Source organism: Bradyrhizobium genomosp. I (2014) (assembly GCF_000261685.1).
Taxonomy (GTDB): domain Bacteria; phylum Pseudomonadota; class Alphaproteobacteria; order Rhizobiales; family Xanthobacteraceae; genus Bradyrhizobium.
Window position 1 is genome coordinate 1 of sequence record NZ_AJQE01000173.1, and the last position, 17,046, is coordinate 17,046.

Annotated in this window: 17 protein-coding genes; 14 read left to right on the forward strand and 3 right to left on the reverse strand. The window is 64.9% G+C overall.

Annotated elements, in window-relative coordinates; all coding sequences use genetic code 11:
* The 7 genes from IC50_RS16515 to IC50_RS16545 all read left to right on the forward strand — a co-directional run.
* The coding region (locus tag IC50_RS16515; protein WP_035706707.1) for a hypothetical protein at nt 1-246 on the forward strand (246 nt) is incomplete at its 5' end.
* Between the two features lie 117 nt (nt 247-363).
* A complete protein-coding gene (hisE, locus tag IC50_RS16520; protein WP_035706709.1) occupies nt 364-768 on the forward strand; it encodes a phosphoribosyl-ATP diphosphatase in 405 nt (134 codons plus the stop codon).
* Nucleotides 769-912: 144 nt separating this feature from the next.
* Nucleotides 913-1,515, forward strand: a complete 603-nt coding sequence (locus IC50_RS16525) for a YqaA family protein (RefSeq protein ID WP_081492454.1) — start codon at nt 913-915, stop codon at nt 1,513-1,515.
* A gap of 101 nt (nt 1,516-1,616) precedes the next feature.
* On the forward strand, nt 1,617-2,165 hold the full coding sequence (locus tag IC50_RS16530) for a hypothetical protein (protein WP_035706710.1): 549 nt from the start codon (nt 1,617-1,619) through the stop codon (nt 2,163-2,165).
* Between the two features lie 36 nt (nt 2,166-2,201).
* Nucleotides 2,202-3,602, forward strand: a complete 1,401-nt coding sequence (locus IC50_RS16535; protein ID WP_035706714.1) for an aspartate ammonia-lyase — start codon at nt 2,202-2,204, stop codon at nt 3,600-3,602.
* Between the two features lie 291 nt (nt 3,603-3,893).
* The gene (locus IC50_RS16540) at nt 3,894-4,865 is read left to right on the forward strand and encodes an NAD(P)H-dependent flavin oxidoreductase (RefSeq protein ID WP_035706716.1); all 972 of its coding nucleotides are present in this window, start codon (nt 3,894-3,896) and stop codon (nt 4,863-4,865) included.
* A 141-nt stretch (nt 4,866-5,006) separates the two neighbouring features.
* A complete protein-coding gene (locus IC50_RS16545; RefSeq protein WP_035706719.1) occupies nt 5,007-5,780 on the forward strand; it encodes a thioesterase family protein in 774 nt (257 codons plus the stop codon).
* Between the two features lie 360 nt (nt 5,781-6,140).
* On the opposite strand, the gene IC50_RS16550 is transcribed toward IC50_RS16545, so the two are convergent.
* Nucleotides 6,141-7,703: an AMP-binding protein gene (locus IC50_RS16550; protein ID WP_035706722.1), complete on the reverse strand. Its 1,563-nt coding sequence runs from the start codon at nt 7,701-7,703 to the stop codon at nt 6,141-6,143.
* A 107-nt stretch (nt 7,704-7,810) separates the two neighbouring features.
* Between IC50_RS16550 and IC50_RS16555 the strand changes: the two genes are divergently transcribed.
* From IC50_RS16555 to IC50_RS16570, 4 genes are all read left to right on the forward strand, one after another.
* On the forward strand, nt 7,811-8,776 hold the full coding sequence (locus IC50_RS16555) for an NAD(P)H-dependent flavin oxidoreductase (protein WP_035706724.1): 966 nt from the start codon (nt 7,811-7,813) through the stop codon (nt 8,774-8,776).
* A 149-nt stretch (nt 8,777-8,925) separates the two neighbouring features.
* The gene (locus tag IC50_RS16560) at nt 8,926-9,174 is read left to right on the forward strand and encodes a hypothetical protein (protein WP_035706727.1); all 249 of its coding nucleotides are present in this window, start codon (nt 8,926-8,928) and stop codon (nt 9,172-9,174) included.
* Between the two features lie 132 nt (nt 9,175-9,306).
* Nucleotides 9,307-10,020, forward strand: coding sequence for a hypothetical protein (locus tag IC50_RS16565; protein ID WP_035706730.1), 714 nt, complete (start codon nt 9,307-9,309; stop codon nt 10,018-10,020).
* A 91-nt stretch (nt 10,021-10,111) separates the two neighbouring features.
* On the forward strand, nt 10,112-10,792 hold the full coding sequence (locus IC50_RS16570) for a hypothetical protein (RefSeq protein ID WP_035706733.1): 681 nt from the start codon (nt 10,112-10,114) through the stop codon (nt 10,790-10,792).
* 187 nt (nt 10,793-10,979) lie between these two features.
* On the opposite strand, the gene IC50_RS16575 is transcribed toward IC50_RS16570, so the two are convergent.
* Nucleotides 10,980-12,551, reverse strand: a complete 1,572-nt coding sequence (locus IC50_RS16575) for a winged helix-turn-helix domain-containing tetratricopeptide repeat protein (protein ID WP_035706735.1) — start codon at nt 12,549-12,551, stop codon at nt 10,980-10,982.
* A 291-nt stretch (nt 12,552-12,842) separates the two neighbouring features.
* On the opposite strand from IC50_RS16575, the gene IC50_RS16580 reads away from it, so the two are divergent.
* From IC50_RS16580 to IC50_RS16590, 3 genes are all read left to right on the forward strand, one after another.
* Nucleotides 12,843-14,204, forward strand: coding sequence for a class-II fumarase/aspartase family protein (locus IC50_RS16580; RefSeq protein WP_035706738.1), 1,362 nt, complete (start codon nt 12,843-12,845; stop codon nt 14,202-14,204).
* A gap of 113 nt (nt 14,205-14,317) precedes the next feature.
* Nucleotides 14,318-15,574 (forward strand): aminopeptidase, encoded by a 1,257-nt coding sequence (locus IC50_RS16585; RefSeq protein ID WP_035706740.1) that lies wholly within the window; start codon nt 14,318-14,320, stop codon nt 15,572-15,574.
* Between the two features lie 347 nt (nt 15,575-15,921).
* Entirely contained in the window at nt 15,922-16,377 is a 456-nt protein-coding gene (locus tag IC50_RS16590; protein WP_035706743.1) for a cupin domain-containing protein, read from the forward strand.
* Nucleotides 16,378-16,483: 106 nt separating this feature from the next.
* Here the strand turns inward: IC50_RS16590 and IC50_RS16595 are convergent, their stop codons facing one another.
* A complete protein-coding gene (locus IC50_RS16595) occupies nt 16,484-17,005 on the reverse strand; it encodes a hypothetical protein (protein ID WP_035706746.1) in 522 nt (173 codons plus the stop codon).
* Nucleotides 17,006-17,046 lie beyond the last annotated feature (41 nt).

A 17,046-nucleotide genomic window follows, 5' to 3' on the forward strand; every position in this document is an offset into this window, starting at 1 on the left:
GGAGGCGGCGCCGCTGCAGCTGCGGCCTTCGCCGCCATCGGCACGGGGCTCGCCATCGCGGCCAGCCGCAATGCCTACGCCTATGACTACGGTCCGGGTTACGGCTACTACGGCGGTCCGGTCTATTACAGCGCTCCGGCCTACGGTCCCTATTATGGTCCGGGTCCGAACTACCAGTATCAGCGCTATGGCGGCACGGCTCCGTCCGAGCTCTGCGGCCAGGGCTACTATCAGAACTGCTACTAGCTCGGTATCCATGGGTTGACCATGACGGGCCGGCGCGCTTGCCGCGCCGGCCTGTTTTCTGCTTTTATTGTCGTGCGTTAACACGCTCGCCATTTGTTTAGAGTAGTTTTGAGTACCATGAGTGATTCCCTTGAGCGGCTATATCTGGCTGTGCTCGCGGCCAGGGATCTTGATCCGGCAATATCGCGTACGGCCCGGCTGTTTCAGCGCGGCCCCTCGAAAATGGCGAAGAAGCTGGCCGAAGAGGCCATCGAAGTCGTGATCGATGCGGTCAACGGCGATAGCGAGGCCGTGATCCGGGAAAGCGCCGACCTGTTGTACAATCTCACCGTGCTCTGGGCCTCTGCCGGCGTGCGTCCCGAGGACGTCTGGCGCGAGATGACGCGGCGGGAAGACATGCTCGGCATCGCCGAGAAGCTGCCGAAGTCGTCGATGAAGCTGCCCAAGGTCGCCTCGCCGCGCGTGGCCGCCGGGCGGCCAATTGTCGCGCTCGAGGGCCGTGCCGCACGCAAGCGCCACTAAAAGCGCGATGCGATCAGGGTGAATGGTCATCACGCTTTAGCCTCTTGTTGAGCATGATCTTTTCGGAAAACCGCTGCACACTTTTCCGGATCATGCTCGAAACGTCATAATTCGCCTCAATCTCGGCATGGACAAATCCGTCCCATGGTGCTTGATCGCGGCGCCATGCTGAAACGTATCTACGACTGGTGCATCGACGCCGCCCACAAGCCCTACGCGCTCTGGATCATGGGAGCCGTGGCTTTCGCAGAGAGCTCCTTCTTTCCGGTGCCGCCGGATGTGATGCTGGTCCCGATGTCACTGGCGCGCCCGCAGCGCGCCTGGCTCTATGCGGCGGTCTGCACCGCGACCTCGGTGGTCGGCGGCATCCTTGGCTATGCCATCGGCGCGCTGTTGTTCGATTCGGTCGGCCAATGGCTGATCCAGGTCTACGGCCTCGGCGGCAAGGTCGACGCCTTCCGCGCCTCCTACGCGGAATGGGGTGCCGTCATCATCCTGCTCAAGGGGTTGACGCCGATCCCCTACAAGCTCGTCACCATCACCTCGGGCTTTGCCGGCTATAACATCATCCTGTTCATCCTGTGCTCGATCGTTGCGCGCGGCGGACGCTTCTTCGTCGTGGCGATCCTGCTCAACCGCTATGGCGACTGGATCCGGGTCCGGATCGAGAAGCATCTCGGTCTGTGGGTCGCGATTGGCGCCGTGGTGCTGGTGCTCGGCTTCGTCGTCGCGATCAAGCTGATCTAGGGCATGATCCGGAAAAGTGTGAAGCGGTTTTCCGAAAAGATCATGCTCACGTAGTAACCCGCGGCTTTGCCGCCGGGCCGGCTTCGGCTACGTTTGCCGTCATGATGGTTCGATCCGGCAATCCGGTTCTGCGGCTCGGGACGCTGACCTCGGCAGCGTTGCTGCTCCTGCTCGGTGCCGGCGGGACCGGGTGGCCGCAATCCGCCCCGCCTGCGCTCCGCCTCCAGGAGCAGGGAGCGCAGGGAGCGCAGACCGCGCCGCCGCCCTCGACGCCGGCTGCTTCCGCTCCGCCGGCGCGCGAGGAAAATCCCGGGCTGATCAATGAAATGGGCAAGCTGTTCGACAAGCTGCCCTCGATCCTGCCGGCGATCAAAAGCCCCAGCGAAACCATGAATGACCTGTCGCGGCTGGCCAAGCCCTCGACCATGGTGTCGGGGCGCGTGGTCTGCCCGGTCTCGTCGAACGGCGCGCCCGACTGCAGGCAGGCCGCCGACCAGCTCTGCCAGAGCAGGGGTTACAAGGAAGGCAAAAGCCTGAACGCCGATTCCGCGGAAAAATGCTCGGCCAAGGTCCTGATCCCCGGCAGGCAACGCAAACCGGACGACTGCCGCACCGATACTTTCGTGACCAGCGCGCTGTGCCAGAACTGACGTGGCGGCCCGGCGCGCGAGCAGCAAGGAGTGCCCATGAGCCGGACGGAGCAGGACTTCCTCGGACAGCGTGAGATCGCCGACGACATCTACTACGGCGTCCAGACCATCCGCGGGAAGGAGAACTTCCACATCACCGGCATTCCGATGAACCAGGAGCCTTACTTCGTGAAGGCGCTTGGTTACGTCAAGAAGGCCGCTGCCATGGCCAATCGCGATCTCGGCGCGATCGACGCCAAGGTCGCGGACGCCATCATCCTCGGCTGCGACCGTGTCATCGCCGGCGACATGATGGATCAGTTCGTCACCGATTTCATCCAGGGCGGCGCCGGCACCTCGACCAACATGAACGCCAACGAGGTGATCGCGAACCTCGCGCTGGAAGCGCTCGGCTTCACCAAGGGCGACTACCAGCACGTCAGTCCCAACGATCACGTCAATTACGGCCAGTCGACCAACGACACCTATCCGACCGCCTTTCGGCTGGCGCTGATCCTGCGGCTCGAGAGCTACATGACGGCGCTGCGCCAGCTCCAGGAGGCCTTCTTCGCCAAGGGCCGCGAGTTCGACCGCGTGCTGAAGATGGGCCGCACACATCTGCAGGACGCGGTGCCGATGTCGCTGGGGGCCGAGTTCCGCGGCTGGGGCACCACCATCGGCGAGGAGGTCGACCGCATCTCGGAAGCACGTGCGCTGCTCCGCGAGATCAATCTCGGCGCAACCGCGATCGGCACCTCCGTCACGGCCGCGGTCGGTTATCCCAAGCTCGCGGTCCGGCACCTCAGCGCGCTCACCGGCGTCGACTTCGTGCTTGCCGGCGATCTCGTCGAGGCGACCTCCGACACCGGCGCCTATGTGCAGCTTTCCGGCGTCCTGAAGCGCACGGCGAGCAAGCTGACGAAAATCTGCAACGATATCCGCCTGCTCGCATCCGGCCCGCGCGCCGGCTTCAACGAGATCAACTTGCCGCAGTTGCAGCCGGGCTCCTCGATCATGCCCGGCAAGGTCAATCCTGTGATCCCCGAGGTCGTCAACCAGACCAGCTTCCTCGTCATCGGGCTCGACACCACGGTGACGCTCGCGGCCTCAGCGGGCCAGCTCCAGCTCAACGTGATGGAGCCGGTGATCTCGTTCGCGCTGTTCTTCTCGATCCGGACCATGGAGCGCGCGGTCAACAGCCTGCGCGAGAATTGCGTCGTCGGCATCACCGCCAACGAGGAGCACACCCGCAACATGGTGTTGAATTCGCTCGGCATCGTCACGGTGCTGAAGCCGCTGCTCGGCTACAAGCGGTGCGCCGAGATCGCGCGCGAAGGTTACAAAAGCGGCAAGTCGCTGCACCAGATCGTCGTGGTCGAGCGCAAATTGCTCACGCAGCAGAAGTGGGACGAGATGTTCTCGTTCGAGCGGCTGATCAATCCGGATCTGGTCGGGTAGGCGGTCGTCGCATCGACCGCCGGCGTTCATGGGCGATCGATGCTTTCTCCGCGCGTCATTGCGAGGAGCCCTTGCGATGAAGCAATCCAGATTGTCTCCATGGAAAGAGACCGGATTGCTTCGCTGCGCTCGCAATGACGGAGGAGGCAGATGGGCTAAGAATTCCGCTGCTTGGAATTGCGCCAGCCCCTCCGCCACGGCGCCAAAACGCAATACTTGACAGTGGAAAGATTGCCTTGTTGGTATCATTCCAATCGTCGATTTTGACTGTCAACAAAGGATCGCTTCGCAATGTCCATGCCCGCCTTGTTCAAGGGGCGCCTGTCGATCCCGGTGATCGGTTCGCCGCTCTTCATCATCTCGGTGCCAGATCTCGTGATCGCACAGTGCAAGGCGGGGGTGGTCGGCTCGTTTCCGGCGCTGAACGCGCGGCCGCCGGAGCTGCTCGACGAATGGCTGGCGCGGATCACCGAAGAGCTGGCGGCGTATGACCGCGCCCATCCCGACAAGCCGTCGGCGCCGTTCGCGGTCAACCAGATCGTGCACAAGTCGAACAACCGGCTCGACCACGACATGCAGCTCTGTGCCAAGTACAAGGTACCGATGATCATCTCCTCGCTCGGCGCGCGCGAGGAGATGAACCAGGCCGTGCACGGCTGGGGCGGCATCGTCTTTCACGATGTGATCAATCAGAAATTCGCGCACAAGGCGATCGAGAAGGGCGCCGACGGCCTGATCCTGGTCGCGGCCGGAGCCGGCGGCCATGCCGGCACCATCTCGCCGCTGGCTTTCGTCGCCGAAACGCGAACATGGTTCGACGGTCCGATCGCGCTGTCAGGGGCGATCGGCAACGGCAAGGCCATCCGCGCCGCACGCATCCTCGGGGCCGACTTTGCCTATATCGGCTCGGCCTTCATCGCCACCAAGGAGGCCAACGCGGTCGAGAAGTACAAGGAGATGATCGCCGGCTCGAGCGCCGACGACATCGTCTATTCCAACCTCTTCACCGGGGTGCACGGCAATTATCTGAAGCCCTCGATCCTCGCTGCCGGCATGGATCCGGACAACCTGCCGACGTCCGATCCTTCGAAGATGAATTTCGGCACGGACGCCTCCGGCGAGCGCGCCAAGCCAAAGGCCTGGAAGGAGATCTGGGGAAGCGGCCAGGGCATCGGCAGCATCGACAAGGTCGTGCCGGCGGCCGAGTTGATCGCGCGTTTCAAGAAGGAATACGACGAGGCGGTCGATCCGCCATTGCCATAGTCGGGTCCCGGACGCTGTGCGGCATGAAATGCCGCTCCGCAGAGCCGGGGCCCATCGTTCAACGAATGGACCCCGGATCAGCAGCGCACCGCTTGCGCGCTGTGCGGCGTCCGGGGAACGCGCCGCGAGAATGAGCACCACATGACCCCCATCTACCGCGTAGACGGCAATAGCGTCCTCACCAGTCCGGATGCGGCCGGCCCCTGGGACCGGCGCATGCAGCACGGCTCGGCACCGGCTTCGCTGGTGACATGGGCGGCCGAACGCATTCCGACGCCTGTTGCGATGGACATCGCGCGCGTCACCATAGATCTGATGCGTCCGGTGCCGGTCGCGCCGCTCACGATCGTGACCGAGGTCCTGCGCGAGGGCCGCAAGATCCAGCTCTGCGGCATCAAGCTGCTCGCGGACGGCGTACAGGTCGTCGGAGCCACCGTGCTGAAGGTCAGGCGCCAGGTGCTGAACCTGCCCGATGACGTCGAGGAGCTGCCGGTTACGCTGCCGTCGCCGGAGGACTCGTTGGTCGAGGACGGACACGCCGCCACCAGCCCCTTCGTGCGATCGGTCTCGATGCGCGCCGCGCGCGGCCGCTTCGGCCAGGCCGGCGCCGGCGCGATCTGGTTTCGCGTCGACCATCCGCTGATCGCCGGTGAAGCGGTCTCGCAGGCGATGCGCGCCGTGGTCGCCGCCGATTTCTCCAACGGCACCGCCTCGACGCTCGACTTCCGCGCCTGGACCTACATCAACGCCGATCTCACCGTCAGCTTTTCACGTCAGCCGGTCGGCGAATGGATCCTGCTCGACGGCGATTCCTGGATCGGGCCCGACGGCGCGGGCCTCGCGATGTCGCGGCTGGCGGACAGGCAGGGATATTTCGGCCGCGCGGTGCAGAGTCTGGTGATCGAGAAGCGGTGAACGTGACGGCGAATGCCGTGTTCGCTCCCGATTGAACGGCAGGCTTCCGCCGCCGCGGAAGGGATGTTTGGTCGCGAGCCCCTTGTCCGGAGGTCTCTGGGGCGACGCAGGCATCCTGCCAGTTCACATTCCGTAGAAGATCTTGATCTCCCACAGCACCACGATGATAGCCGTGATCAACGTGATCGCGGCGACGGCACTTTCCAGGGAAGCGACTCTCATATCCTACTCCGCTTCCCAGCCCCGTCAGCGGTCTAGTTGATTCCCTGATTCGCCGGCAATCGCGCGGCCATCGCGAACGCGCACTCGGTCCCGCATTGTGGTGCCGGGGCCACAATGACACCGTAAAATCCCGGGGATTTACCCCACCATCCGGTCCCTCCCGCTCCAGAACCCCGCACGCAATACCTTCTTGTCGACCTTGCCGACGCCGGTCATCGGCAGCTGCTTGACGAACCGGATCTGCTTCGGGGCATGCGCCGAGCCCTTTCGCGTCTTGACCAGGTTGATCAACTCGTCCGGATCGGGCTTTGCCCCCTCGCGCGGCACGACGATGGCGGTGACGGCTTCGCCCCATTTCTCGTCGGGGATGCCGACGACCGCGACCATGGCGACGTCCGCGTGTTGCGACAGCACGTCCTCGACCTCGCGCGGGAAGATGTTGAAGCCGCCGGTGACGATCATGTCCTTCTTGCGGTCGAGAATGAACATGTAGCCGTGCTCGTCCCTGCGCGCGATGTCGCCGGTGTGGACCCAGCCGTTCTTCAGCGTCTCGGCGGTGATGTCGGGGCGCTTCCAGTACTCCGCCATCACGTGCGGGGCGCGCACGCAGATCTCGCCGGCGTCGCCCGTCTTCACTTCCTGGTCGTTGTCGTCGAGGATCCTGACCTCGCAGGCCGCGATCGGGAAGCCGCAGGACAGGAACAGCTCCGGGTGCTTCGGGTCGTGATCCGCCTTGCGCAGCACCGAGACGGGATAGCATTCGGTCTGGCCGTAGAGCTGCGAGAACACCGGCCCGATGCGCTCGATGCCCTCGAGCAGGCGGCTCGGCGACATCGCGGAGGCGCCATAGAGCACGAGCTCGAGCGAGGAGAGGTCGGTCTTGCCGAGCGCGGGCTGATCGAGCAGCACATAGATCATGGTCGGAACGAACAGCGTGAAATTGATCCGCTCGCGTGCGATCGTCGTCAGCACCGCCTCGGGATCGAACCCCCTCAGCATGTGCACGGTGCCACCGCGCATCAGGGTTGGCAGCACCTTTGTGCCCGCGACGTGACTGATAGGCGCGACCGTGAGATAGCGCGCAGCCTCCGGAATCTCGAAGTCGGCGAGGATCGCGCCAGCGGCCCCGCTGTTCTCGCGATGGTAGCGCAGCGCACCCTTCGATTTTCCGGTGGTGCCGCCGGTGTAGTTCAGCGTGGCGAGATCGTCGGCGCCGGCGAGGCACAGCGGGCTCGCATGTCCCGCAGTTTCGATTGCGGCCAGCAGATCGACGCCATAGTCGGCGGGGCCCGCGGTGAAGACCGCCTTGAGCCAGGTCGCCCGCGCGGAGAGCTCGCCGCCGCGGTCGCGGAAGGCGGCGGCATCGACCACCAGCATCTCGGCCTCGGAATCCTCGAGCTGGAACAATTGGTCCTCCAGCGATCCCAGCGGATGCAGCCAGGTGATGCAGAGCCGGGCCAACTGCGCGGCAACGCCGGCGCACCAGGTATCGGCACGGTTCGCGGTGAGGAATGCGATGCGCGCGCCGGGCTGTAATCCAAGCCGCATGAACACGCCCTGGATGCGTCCGATCAGGTCGATGGTGCCCTGATAGCTCAGCGATCCCTCAGGCCATGCGAAAGCGGTGCGCTCGGGAAAGCGCGACAGCGCCCGTAGCGTCTGCGCACAAGCCGGGGACGATGCGTGGAGCGGATCAGACATATGTTTCCTCGTTGCTTTGTCACCGGCTCCTGGCGTGCCAATGTTGCTGACGACGCTAGCACAGAGACTGCGGGAGGGAACGACAAAGCCCGCGCAGGGAGGCATGCATGCCATCAGATCGACTGCAACGCTTCCGCGACCGTCTCGCCCTGCCGCTGATCGCGGCGCCGATGTTTCTGGTGTCGGGCGTCGAGCTCATGGTCGCGTCCTGCCGCAGTGGGGTGATCGGCAGCTTTCCCACCGCGAATTGCCGCGGCACGGAACAACTCGATGAATGGCTCACCGAGATCGAGACGCGGCTGCGGCGGCACGAAGATCAAGTCGGCCGCAAGGTCGCGCCGCTCTGTCCGAACCTGATCGTGCACCGCTCCAATGCGCGGCTGGAAGAGGATCTCGCCATGTTGCTGCGGCACAAGGTGGAGATCGTCATCACCTCGGTCGGCTCGCCCGCGTCCGTGTTGAAGCCGCTCCATGATGCCGGCGCGCTGGTGCTGGCGGATGTTGCCTCCATCCGCCATGCCGAGCGCGCGGCAGAGGCAGGTGCCGACGGATTGGTACTGCTCACTGCGGGCGCCGGCGGCCAGACCGGCTGGCTCAATCCATTTGCCTTCGTCCGCGCGGTGCGCGCGTTCTATGACGGCGTCATCGTGCTCGCGGGCGGGATCAGCGACGGCCATGCGCTGCATGCGGCCGAAGTGCTCGGCTGCGACCTCGCTTATATGGGCACGAAGTTCATCGCGACGCGGGAGAGCATGGCGGACGACCGTCACAAGCAGATGCTGGTCGACAGCAGCGCCGACGACATCCTCCTCACCACGGCGTTCACGGGCCTGCAGACCAGCATGCTAAGGCCATCGATCGTCGCGGCCGGCCTCGATCCCGACGATCTGCCGGTGCGTGGGGCGATCGACATCGGCAAGGATATCAACGTCGCCGCGCGCGAGAGCCGTCCGAAGCGCTGGCGCGACATCTGGAGCGGCGGACACACGACGTCGGGGGTGACCGATGTGCCTGCCGTCGACGATCTCCTTGCGCGGACAATCGCCGAATACCACGCGGCGGACGGCCGGTAGGTGGCAGCCCGGCCATGCCGATGTGAGGCGTCGGCGGCCCGATCACGGTTAATCCCGCATGGCTCCGCGCCTCCTCACTTAACGGCAGATTAACCAACCCCCGCCAAGAATTCCCTCACGGCCGCCAATCAGGACGAGAGGGACAGGCGATGGACTTCGATTTTCTCGACAGCAAGACAGCCGCGACGCTGGACGAAATCCGCGTCCGCGTCGCCCATGCCCTGGCCCGCCACCCGCTGTGCCGCAACGTCCGTTTCGACATCGTCAGCGTCCCCCGGACCCGCCGCGGCGGCAACTGGACGGTGACGCTGCAATCGGTCGAGCCGCGTGCGGTCTGGGAGGCCTCGGAGATCGTGGCCGACATCCAGGACGCCTATGATCTCGCAGCAGCGGCCTGACTACCTTGAACTTTCCGGCCGATGTCGCCGCAGTCCGCGCGATTTGCCGCCGCGATGGCACCGTTAAGCCTTATTTATCGCCCAGTTTGCGGGCAGTGATCACGTGGACTTGAAGTGGACGCGGAGAGACGTTTGTCCAAAGCCATCACCATCGTCGCGCTGACCTGTTTCCTCGTCCTCGGCGCCGCAACCACTGCCATTCTCGGCCGCGACAGCGTGCCCAGCGTCAGCGCCGAGATGATCGCCCAGACGCCCCCGCCCAAGCCGCTGGCAACCAACCGCGCCGCCAAGGCTGATCGCCTCGTCCCGACGCTCGCGCTCGCTTCGGCCGCGATCGAGCCGGTGCAGGTGGCTGCCGACAAGCTTTCGCAGACGCCTGTCCTGACCGAGCCGCTGCGCCAGGCCTTCGCCGCCGCCACGCCCTCCGATTTCCCGATGCCGAAGCCGAGCGCGCATGAGGCACCGGCCGCGGCGGAGGTTCCGGCCGTCGAAGTTCCGGCCAAGCCGAAGGTGGTCGCCAAGCCGCAGCCGCAGAAGGCCTATTCGCTGCTGTCCGACGTGCAGATCGAGGGCATCAGGGGTCGCCTGAAACTGTCGTCGTCGCAGGAATATTACTGGCCCTCGGTCGCGACCGCGCTTCGCAACGTCGCCCGCAAGATCCAGGCGAACAGGCTGTCGAATCCGAACGCGCCGCCCGGTTCGCAGATCGATCCGAATTGCGACGAGGTGCAGCAGTTGAAGTCGGCCGCGATGCCGCTGTTGTTCCAGCTCCGTGACGATCAGAAGGAAGAAGTGCGCAAGCTCGCTCGCCTCATCGGGCTCGAGAAGGTCGCCCAGCAGATCTGATACGCGCGGCTTCCTCCTGGAGGAGCCGCGGCCATCAGGAACATCTGGTAATCCCCGCGCGTTGCCCGCTCCAAAAGAGGGAGTGGATGAAATGCGCGCCTCGACAGCCTATTTTGTCGGTGCCGGAACCATCATCGCAGCCATCGCCATTGGTCTCGGCGGCGGCATCGTTGCCGGCAACATCATGAATCCGGTCGCGTCCAAGCAGGGCCCGGACACCAGCAAGGTGACGCAGCGCACGGGGGGGCCGGCGACCACGAACGCGCAGTCGGAGCGTGTGAATTATCTCACCGGCTCGCGAGCCTTTGGCGCGATGATCACTGCGCCGGCGCGGGCCGAAGCAAAGCCTGAAGCCGCAACGCCTGACACGCAAGCCTCGCAGGCGAATGCTGAACCGCCGGTGCCGCAGCCTTCGCAGGCCGCTGCGGTCGAGCAGCCCAGGCAACAATCCAAGCCCGCGCCGTTCCCGCAGGCAGGAGAATCTGCCGAGCAGCAGGCCGCGACCGAGCCGTCATCCTCGTCGAACAACGCCTATGCCAAGGCGAGGGATTCCGACGTGAAGCGTGCCGCGACCGAACGGCGCCGAGCCGAGCGCCGCGAGCGCTGGGCCGAACGGCATCGCCATTCCCGCGAGCCGCGCGGCTTGCGCGACCGCACCGATTGGGACGACGTCGCGCGCAATGTCCGCGAGGATTCCGATGCGCGCGACTACGCCAGCCGGCCGCGCGGCGGCTTCCCCCAGATCAGGCTGTTCGGGCCTGACGACGATTAGCGCCCAAAGCGCGACGAGATCTGGATGAATCGTCATCGCGCTTTAGGTTGTCGTTTGCCCATGATTTCCGCGCAAACGCGTTCCGCGTTTGTCGCGAGGGAAACCGCTTCGCACTTTTCCGGATCGTGCTTTGGTCCGCGATCGCGGCTGCAATGGGAGAAGGTGCGCCGTCGTCGTGGCGCCGCTGTCACGTCATTCCCGCGCGCCGCAAGCCTTCGAGATAATGCGCACGATCCTCCTCCCGCAGCATCGGCAGCTCGCGCGTGATCCAGGCAAGCGAGACCTCGGGCTGGGCGCGGCGCAGGCCTTCCAGCGCGGAAGCCGCGAGCGCCGGATCGCCCAACATGCCGGCGGCGGCGGTCAGCACGCGGTGCGCGCCGACGAAATCTCCGCGCTGGCGCATCGATTCCCGTGCCATCTGCACGGCCCCCTCGTAGTCGCGGCCGACGAACCTGGCATAGGCCGCAACTCCGCAATAGATCGCCGCGAGCGGGTCGCGCGGGCTCAGGCGCAGCGCGCGGCGGGCGGCGGCGTCGCCGTCCTGCCATCGTCCGGCATAGCACAGCGTCACGCCGTGGAAGGCATGCGCCATCGCGAAATTCGGATTGAGCGTCAAGGCCAGTTCGAATTCCGCCAGCGCGTCGTCGAAGCGGCGGCGGAACAGATAGGTGTAAGCGAGGCCGTGATGGGCCCAGGCATCCTCGCGATCGGCCTCCACCGCCGCGAGCGCCGCACGTTCGGCGACCGGCACGGTCGCGGCCATGTCGGCCCAGCCCATATGCGCGCCAAAGATATGGCTGGTCGCGAGCAGGCCCAGCGCCTTGCCATAGGCGGGATCGATTGCGACGGCCTGTTCCAGCAGCCCTTGCGCTGCGGCATTGTCCTCGCGGCTGATGCGCCAGTAATGCGACAGCGCGCGCATCACGAGGTCCCAGGCATCCAGGCTGCCCGGCGGCTTCTGCTGGGCCCGGAAGCTTTCGGCGGCGTAGAGCTGCGGCTCGATCGCGGCGACGATCGCCTCGGTGATCTCGTCCTGCACGGCGAAGATGTCGGCAAGCTCTCGGTCGTAACGTTCGGCCCAGAGATGGCTGCCGGTCGAGACGTCGTTGAGCTGGGCCGAGATCCGCACCCGCTCGCCGCTCCGCCGCACGCTGCCTTCGACCACGTAGCGCACCCCGAGTTCCCGCGCGACCTCGTGGATGTGTACGGCGCGGCCCTTATAGACGAAGGAGGAATTGCGCGCGACGACGAAGAACCATCGCAGCTTCGACAGCGCGGTGATGATGTCCTCGCTGATGCCGTCGGAGAAATAGTCCTGCTCGGCCTCGCCGCTCATGTTGGTGAAGGGCAGCACGGCGATCGCGGGGCGCTCGGGCAGCGCGAGGGGGACCCGAGGGGGCTGCGCCGCCCCGCGGCCGGGCTCCGGCGCGATTGCCCCGGACCTGGCCTCCTTGGCCTCGACGTCGCCGACGAAGCGAAAGCCCTTGCGGGTGATGGTGCGGATCAGCGCCTGGCTCGCGCCATTGTCGCCGATCGCCTTGCGCGCCGCGTTGATCCGGCTGGTCAGGGTGGATTCGGAGACGCTGCGCCCGTGCCAGATCTTGTCGATCAACTCGTCCTTGCTGACCACCCGGTCGCGGTTCTGCATGAGGTGGACGACGAGATCGAAAACCTGCGGCTCCACGGCAATGGGAACCTGCTCGCGGCTCAGCTCGCGCCGGTCGGTATCGAGAAGGTGGTCCCGGAACAGAAACTGCACGTCGAAAACTCAGGCCTCATTGCGCAATCGGGAAAGCAATATGACAAAATGAAATTCGGGTCGAAAATCGTATGTCTGCCGAAGGGGGCCCCTGGTTCATCGCGATCGCGTGATGGCAGCCATGCCGGACGATTGGGGCCAGATCGCTGCGGGCGACGTGTTGACCGGGTATCTCCGTCCGCAATCGATCCTCATCCCGAGGTGCGTGGCGAAGCTGCGAATGTCCATTGCCGAGCAGCACGGCCCGCGTAATCTGTCTTCACACAAAACACGAACCGCAAAGAAACGCCCATGCCCGCTTTCACCGCCTCCACCACCGTGCTCGACTCCATGCTGTTTCGCGACGCCTTCGGCACGCCTGAGATGCGCGAGGTGTTCTCCGACGTCGCGACGGTCGCGCGCTATGCCGAGGTCGAAGTGGCGCTGGCGAAGGCGGAAGCGAAGTGCGGTGTGATCCCACGAGAGGCGGCCGCAGCGATCGCGGCGCGGACCGACGTCGCCGCGCTCGATTTCGATCTGCTCAGGCAGGAGACCGATGTCGTCGGCTATCCGATCCTCCGTCTGGTGCATCAGATGGTGAAGCAATGCGGCGAGGCCGGCCGCTACGTGCATTGGGGCGCGACCACGCAGGACATCATGGACACCGCCGTGGTACTGCAACTGCGCGCCGCGCTCGAGATCGTCGAACGTGACGTCGCCGAGCTGCGCAAGATCCTCGCTGATCTGTCGAAGCGCCATCGCGACACGGCGATGGCGGGGCGAACCCATCTCCAGCAGGCGCTGCCGGTGACCTTCGGCTACAAGACCGCGATCTGGCTCGCGATGTTCGATCGCCACGCCGAGCGTCTGGTTCAATTGAAGCCGCGCGTGCTGGTCGGTCAGTTCGCCGGCGCTGCCGGCACGCTGGCCTCGCTCGGCGACGAGGGGTTCGAGGTGCAGGAGGCACTTTGCGCCGAGCTGAAGCTGGGCATTCCGGCCTCGACCTGGCATGTCGCGCGCGACGGATTCGCCGAAGTCGTGAACTTCCTCGCCCTCGTCACCGGGTCGCTCGGCAAGATCGCGCTCGACATCATGATCATGGCTTCGACCGAGTTCGCCGAGGTCTACGAGCCCTTCGTCAAGGGGCGCGGGGCCTCCTCGACCATGCCGCAGAAGCGCAACCCGATCTCGTCGGAACTGATGCTCGCGGCGTCCAAGGCGGTGCGCCAGCACGCCGGCCTGATGCTCGACGCCATGGTGCAGGATTTCGAGCGCGCCACCGGTCCCTGGCACGCCGAATGGATGGCGATCCCCGAAAGCTTCGTGCTGAGCGCCGGCGCGCTGCACCAGGCGAAGTTTGCGCTCGCGGGCCTCATCGTGGACGAGGCGAAGATGAACGACAACCTCGCCATCAGCCGCGGCCTGATTGTGGCCGAAGCGGTCATGATGGGGCTCGCGCCGCAGATCGGGCGGCAGGAGGCGCATGACGTGGTCTATGACGCCTGCCGTCAGGCCAACGAGAAGGGAATGAGCCTTGCCGATGCGCTGTCCGCAGATTCACGGATATCGAGCCGCATCGACCGCGCCACGATCGAGGCACTTACCTCACCGAAAAATTACCTCGGACTCGCACCCGCCATGGTCGACCGGGTGCTGAAATCGGCAACACGTTGAAAACCAAAATGCGTGAAACCACGTATCTTTCATGCGTCGCAGGCCGCTCGCACACTTGTGTCTTGCGATGCTAGACTTAGATTGAACGAGAGACTTTCGGCAGAGGGCCCGGCATGACTGATCAACGCAATACCTCCACTCCCATCGATCCCGCGAAGCTCGACCGGCTGGCCGAGGTCGCGGTGAAGGTGGGCCTGGGCTTGCGGCCGGGACAGGATCTGCTTCTGACGGCGCCCGCGATCGCGCTGCCGCTGGTGCGGCGGATCGCCGTGCATGCCTACAAGGCCGGCGCCGGCATCGTGACGCCGATCTTGTCGGACGAGGAGATGACGCTGGCGCGCTACCGCCACGGCCGCGACGACAGTTTCGATCGTGCCGCCGGCTGGCTCTACGAGGGCATGGCGAAGGCGTTCTCGGACAACACGGCACGGCTCGCCATCGTCGGCGACAACCCGATGCTGCTGTCGGGCGAGGATCCTTCCAAGGTGGCGCGCGCCAGCAAGGCGAATTCGATGGCCTATCAGCCCGCGCTGGAAAAGATCGTCAATTTCGACACCAACTGGAACATCATCGCCTATCCGAGCCCGTCCTGGGCCAAATTGGTGTTTCCTGATGATCCCGAGGACGTCGCCGTCGGCAAGCTCGCGGACGCGATCTTCGCCGCATCCCGCGTCGACCGCGAGGATGCGATGAGCAATTGGGCGAGCCACAATGCGGTGCTGCGCGAGCGCACCAACTGGCTCAACGGCCAGCGTTTTCGCGCGCTGCAATACTCGGGTCCGGGCACCGACCTGACCATCGGGCTCGCCGATGGCCACGAATGGGAAGGCGGCGCCTCGCTCTCCAAGAACGGCATCAGCTGCAACGCCAATATCCCGACCGAAGAGGTCTTCACCACGCCGCATTGCCGCCGCGTCTACGGCCATGTCGTGAGTTCGAAACCGCTGTCCTATCAGGGCACGCTGATCGACAACATCGCGGTGCGCTTCGAGGACGGCAAGATCGTCGACGCAAAAGCCTCGCGCGGCGCCGAAGTGCTGAACAAGGTGCTCGACACCGACGAGGGCGCGCGGCGCCTCGGCGAAGTGGCGCTGGTGCCGCATTCCTCGCCGATCTCGCAGAGCGGGCTGTTGTTCTACAACACGCTGTTCGACGAGAACGCGGCGTCTCACATCGCGCTCGGTCAGTGCTACTCGAAATGCTTCGTCAACGGCGCCCAGCTCACGCCGCAGCAGATCGCGGCGCAAGGCGGCAACCAGAGCCTGATCCATATCGACTGGATGATCGGCTCGGCCGAGACCGACATCGACGGCATTTTGGCCGACGGCAGCAAGGTGCCCGTGTTCCGCAAGGGCGAATGGGCCAAGTAGCCTGCGCGACTCTCTTCGCGGTTCGCTCGAAAAGACCCGATGCGCATGCTGCGGAGGAAGCAACGCGAGCGCGCCGCCGGAGCCCGGCGACCAGAGCCTCGGGCGTAAAGACATTGGTGAGCTCGGTTCCAGGGCCTTCGCGCATTTTGTCGCACCCTGGGAAGGACCGAAGCATGTGGGCGGATTTGCAAGGGGAATCGGGACGTTAACCGGTTTGCACTTGCCGCTTCCGGCTGATTCTCGAAGCCGGCGTAAGAAAGAATTAAAAACGGACTACTAGCGTCGGGGCATCTTTCGAAACAATCCGGGCCGGGGTTCGGCCGCAATATCATTTCCTGAGGAAGCAGATGTCGCGCGCATTGATTGAAGTCGGTAGTTGCAATGTGGAGCTCGAACTGCGGCCGATCGAGCCGTCCTGGATCATCGAGGGCAATCCCGTATCCCGCTCGCGCGTCCTGTCGACCAGCGCCGATGGGACCGCCCAGACAATCATCTGGTCCTGCACCGAAGGCCGCTTCAACTGGTACTACGACATCGACGAGACGATCATGATCATGGAAGGATCAATCGTGCTCGAAAGCGACGGCATGCCGCCCAAGCGCTATGGCCCCGGCGACGTCATTTTCTTCCGCGACGGCGCACACGCCAAATGGCATGTCGAAGGGCACGTCAAGAAGATCGCCTTCTGCCGCAAGACCAATCCGGTGATGATCGGCTTCCTGATCCGCGTCGTCAACAAGTTGAAGAAGATGTTCGCCTCCACCGGCGAGCGCCGTCCGGCCTCGCTCATGGGTGCCGGCTAAAGCGGACAATAGCGTTCCAGGGACGCTTCCCAGCGGCCACGACGAAGAGGGGGCGGGATCGACATTCCGGCCCCTCTTCTCGTTTCGAGATCATGGCTGCCGATGCTCATGGCCTGCGCCGTCGTGCTTTGACCTCCACCATCAGCCGCCAATCCTGCGCTGCCGCGGACCTGGCTTCGCCAAGCCAATGGAAGGAGTCGTTGGTGATCCCTGTAAAGCTCCAGCGCGTCAGCTCGCCGGATTCGGTCGTGCCTTCCTGCACGATGTCGTTTCCACGCGGACGGCCGATCTGCTGGCGGAACACGCGGCGGCCGGGATCGAACCAGGAAATCCGCCACGCATCGATGGCCGGATCGTAGACGCGCAGCGTCGTGCCATACCAATTGCCGGCGATCGGAAAGGCCCGGCTGTCCGCGGGCCGGGGGATGATCCAGACGTCCTGCACCGCGCGGCCTTCCAGCACCCAGCCGAAATGGATTTCGTCAAGTGCGGTGTGCCTGGCGCCGTCCGGCGCATGTGCCGTGATCTCGCTGTTCCAGTCGCCAACGAAGCGGCCGTAAAGCCGAAGGGCCGCCTCGTTGTCGGGATGCGGCCCGCTCGCGTGCAGAAGTCTCGCAAAGTCGCTCATGTTGCTCTCCTGTCGCGGAGATTTCAGCACGAACGGGCCGC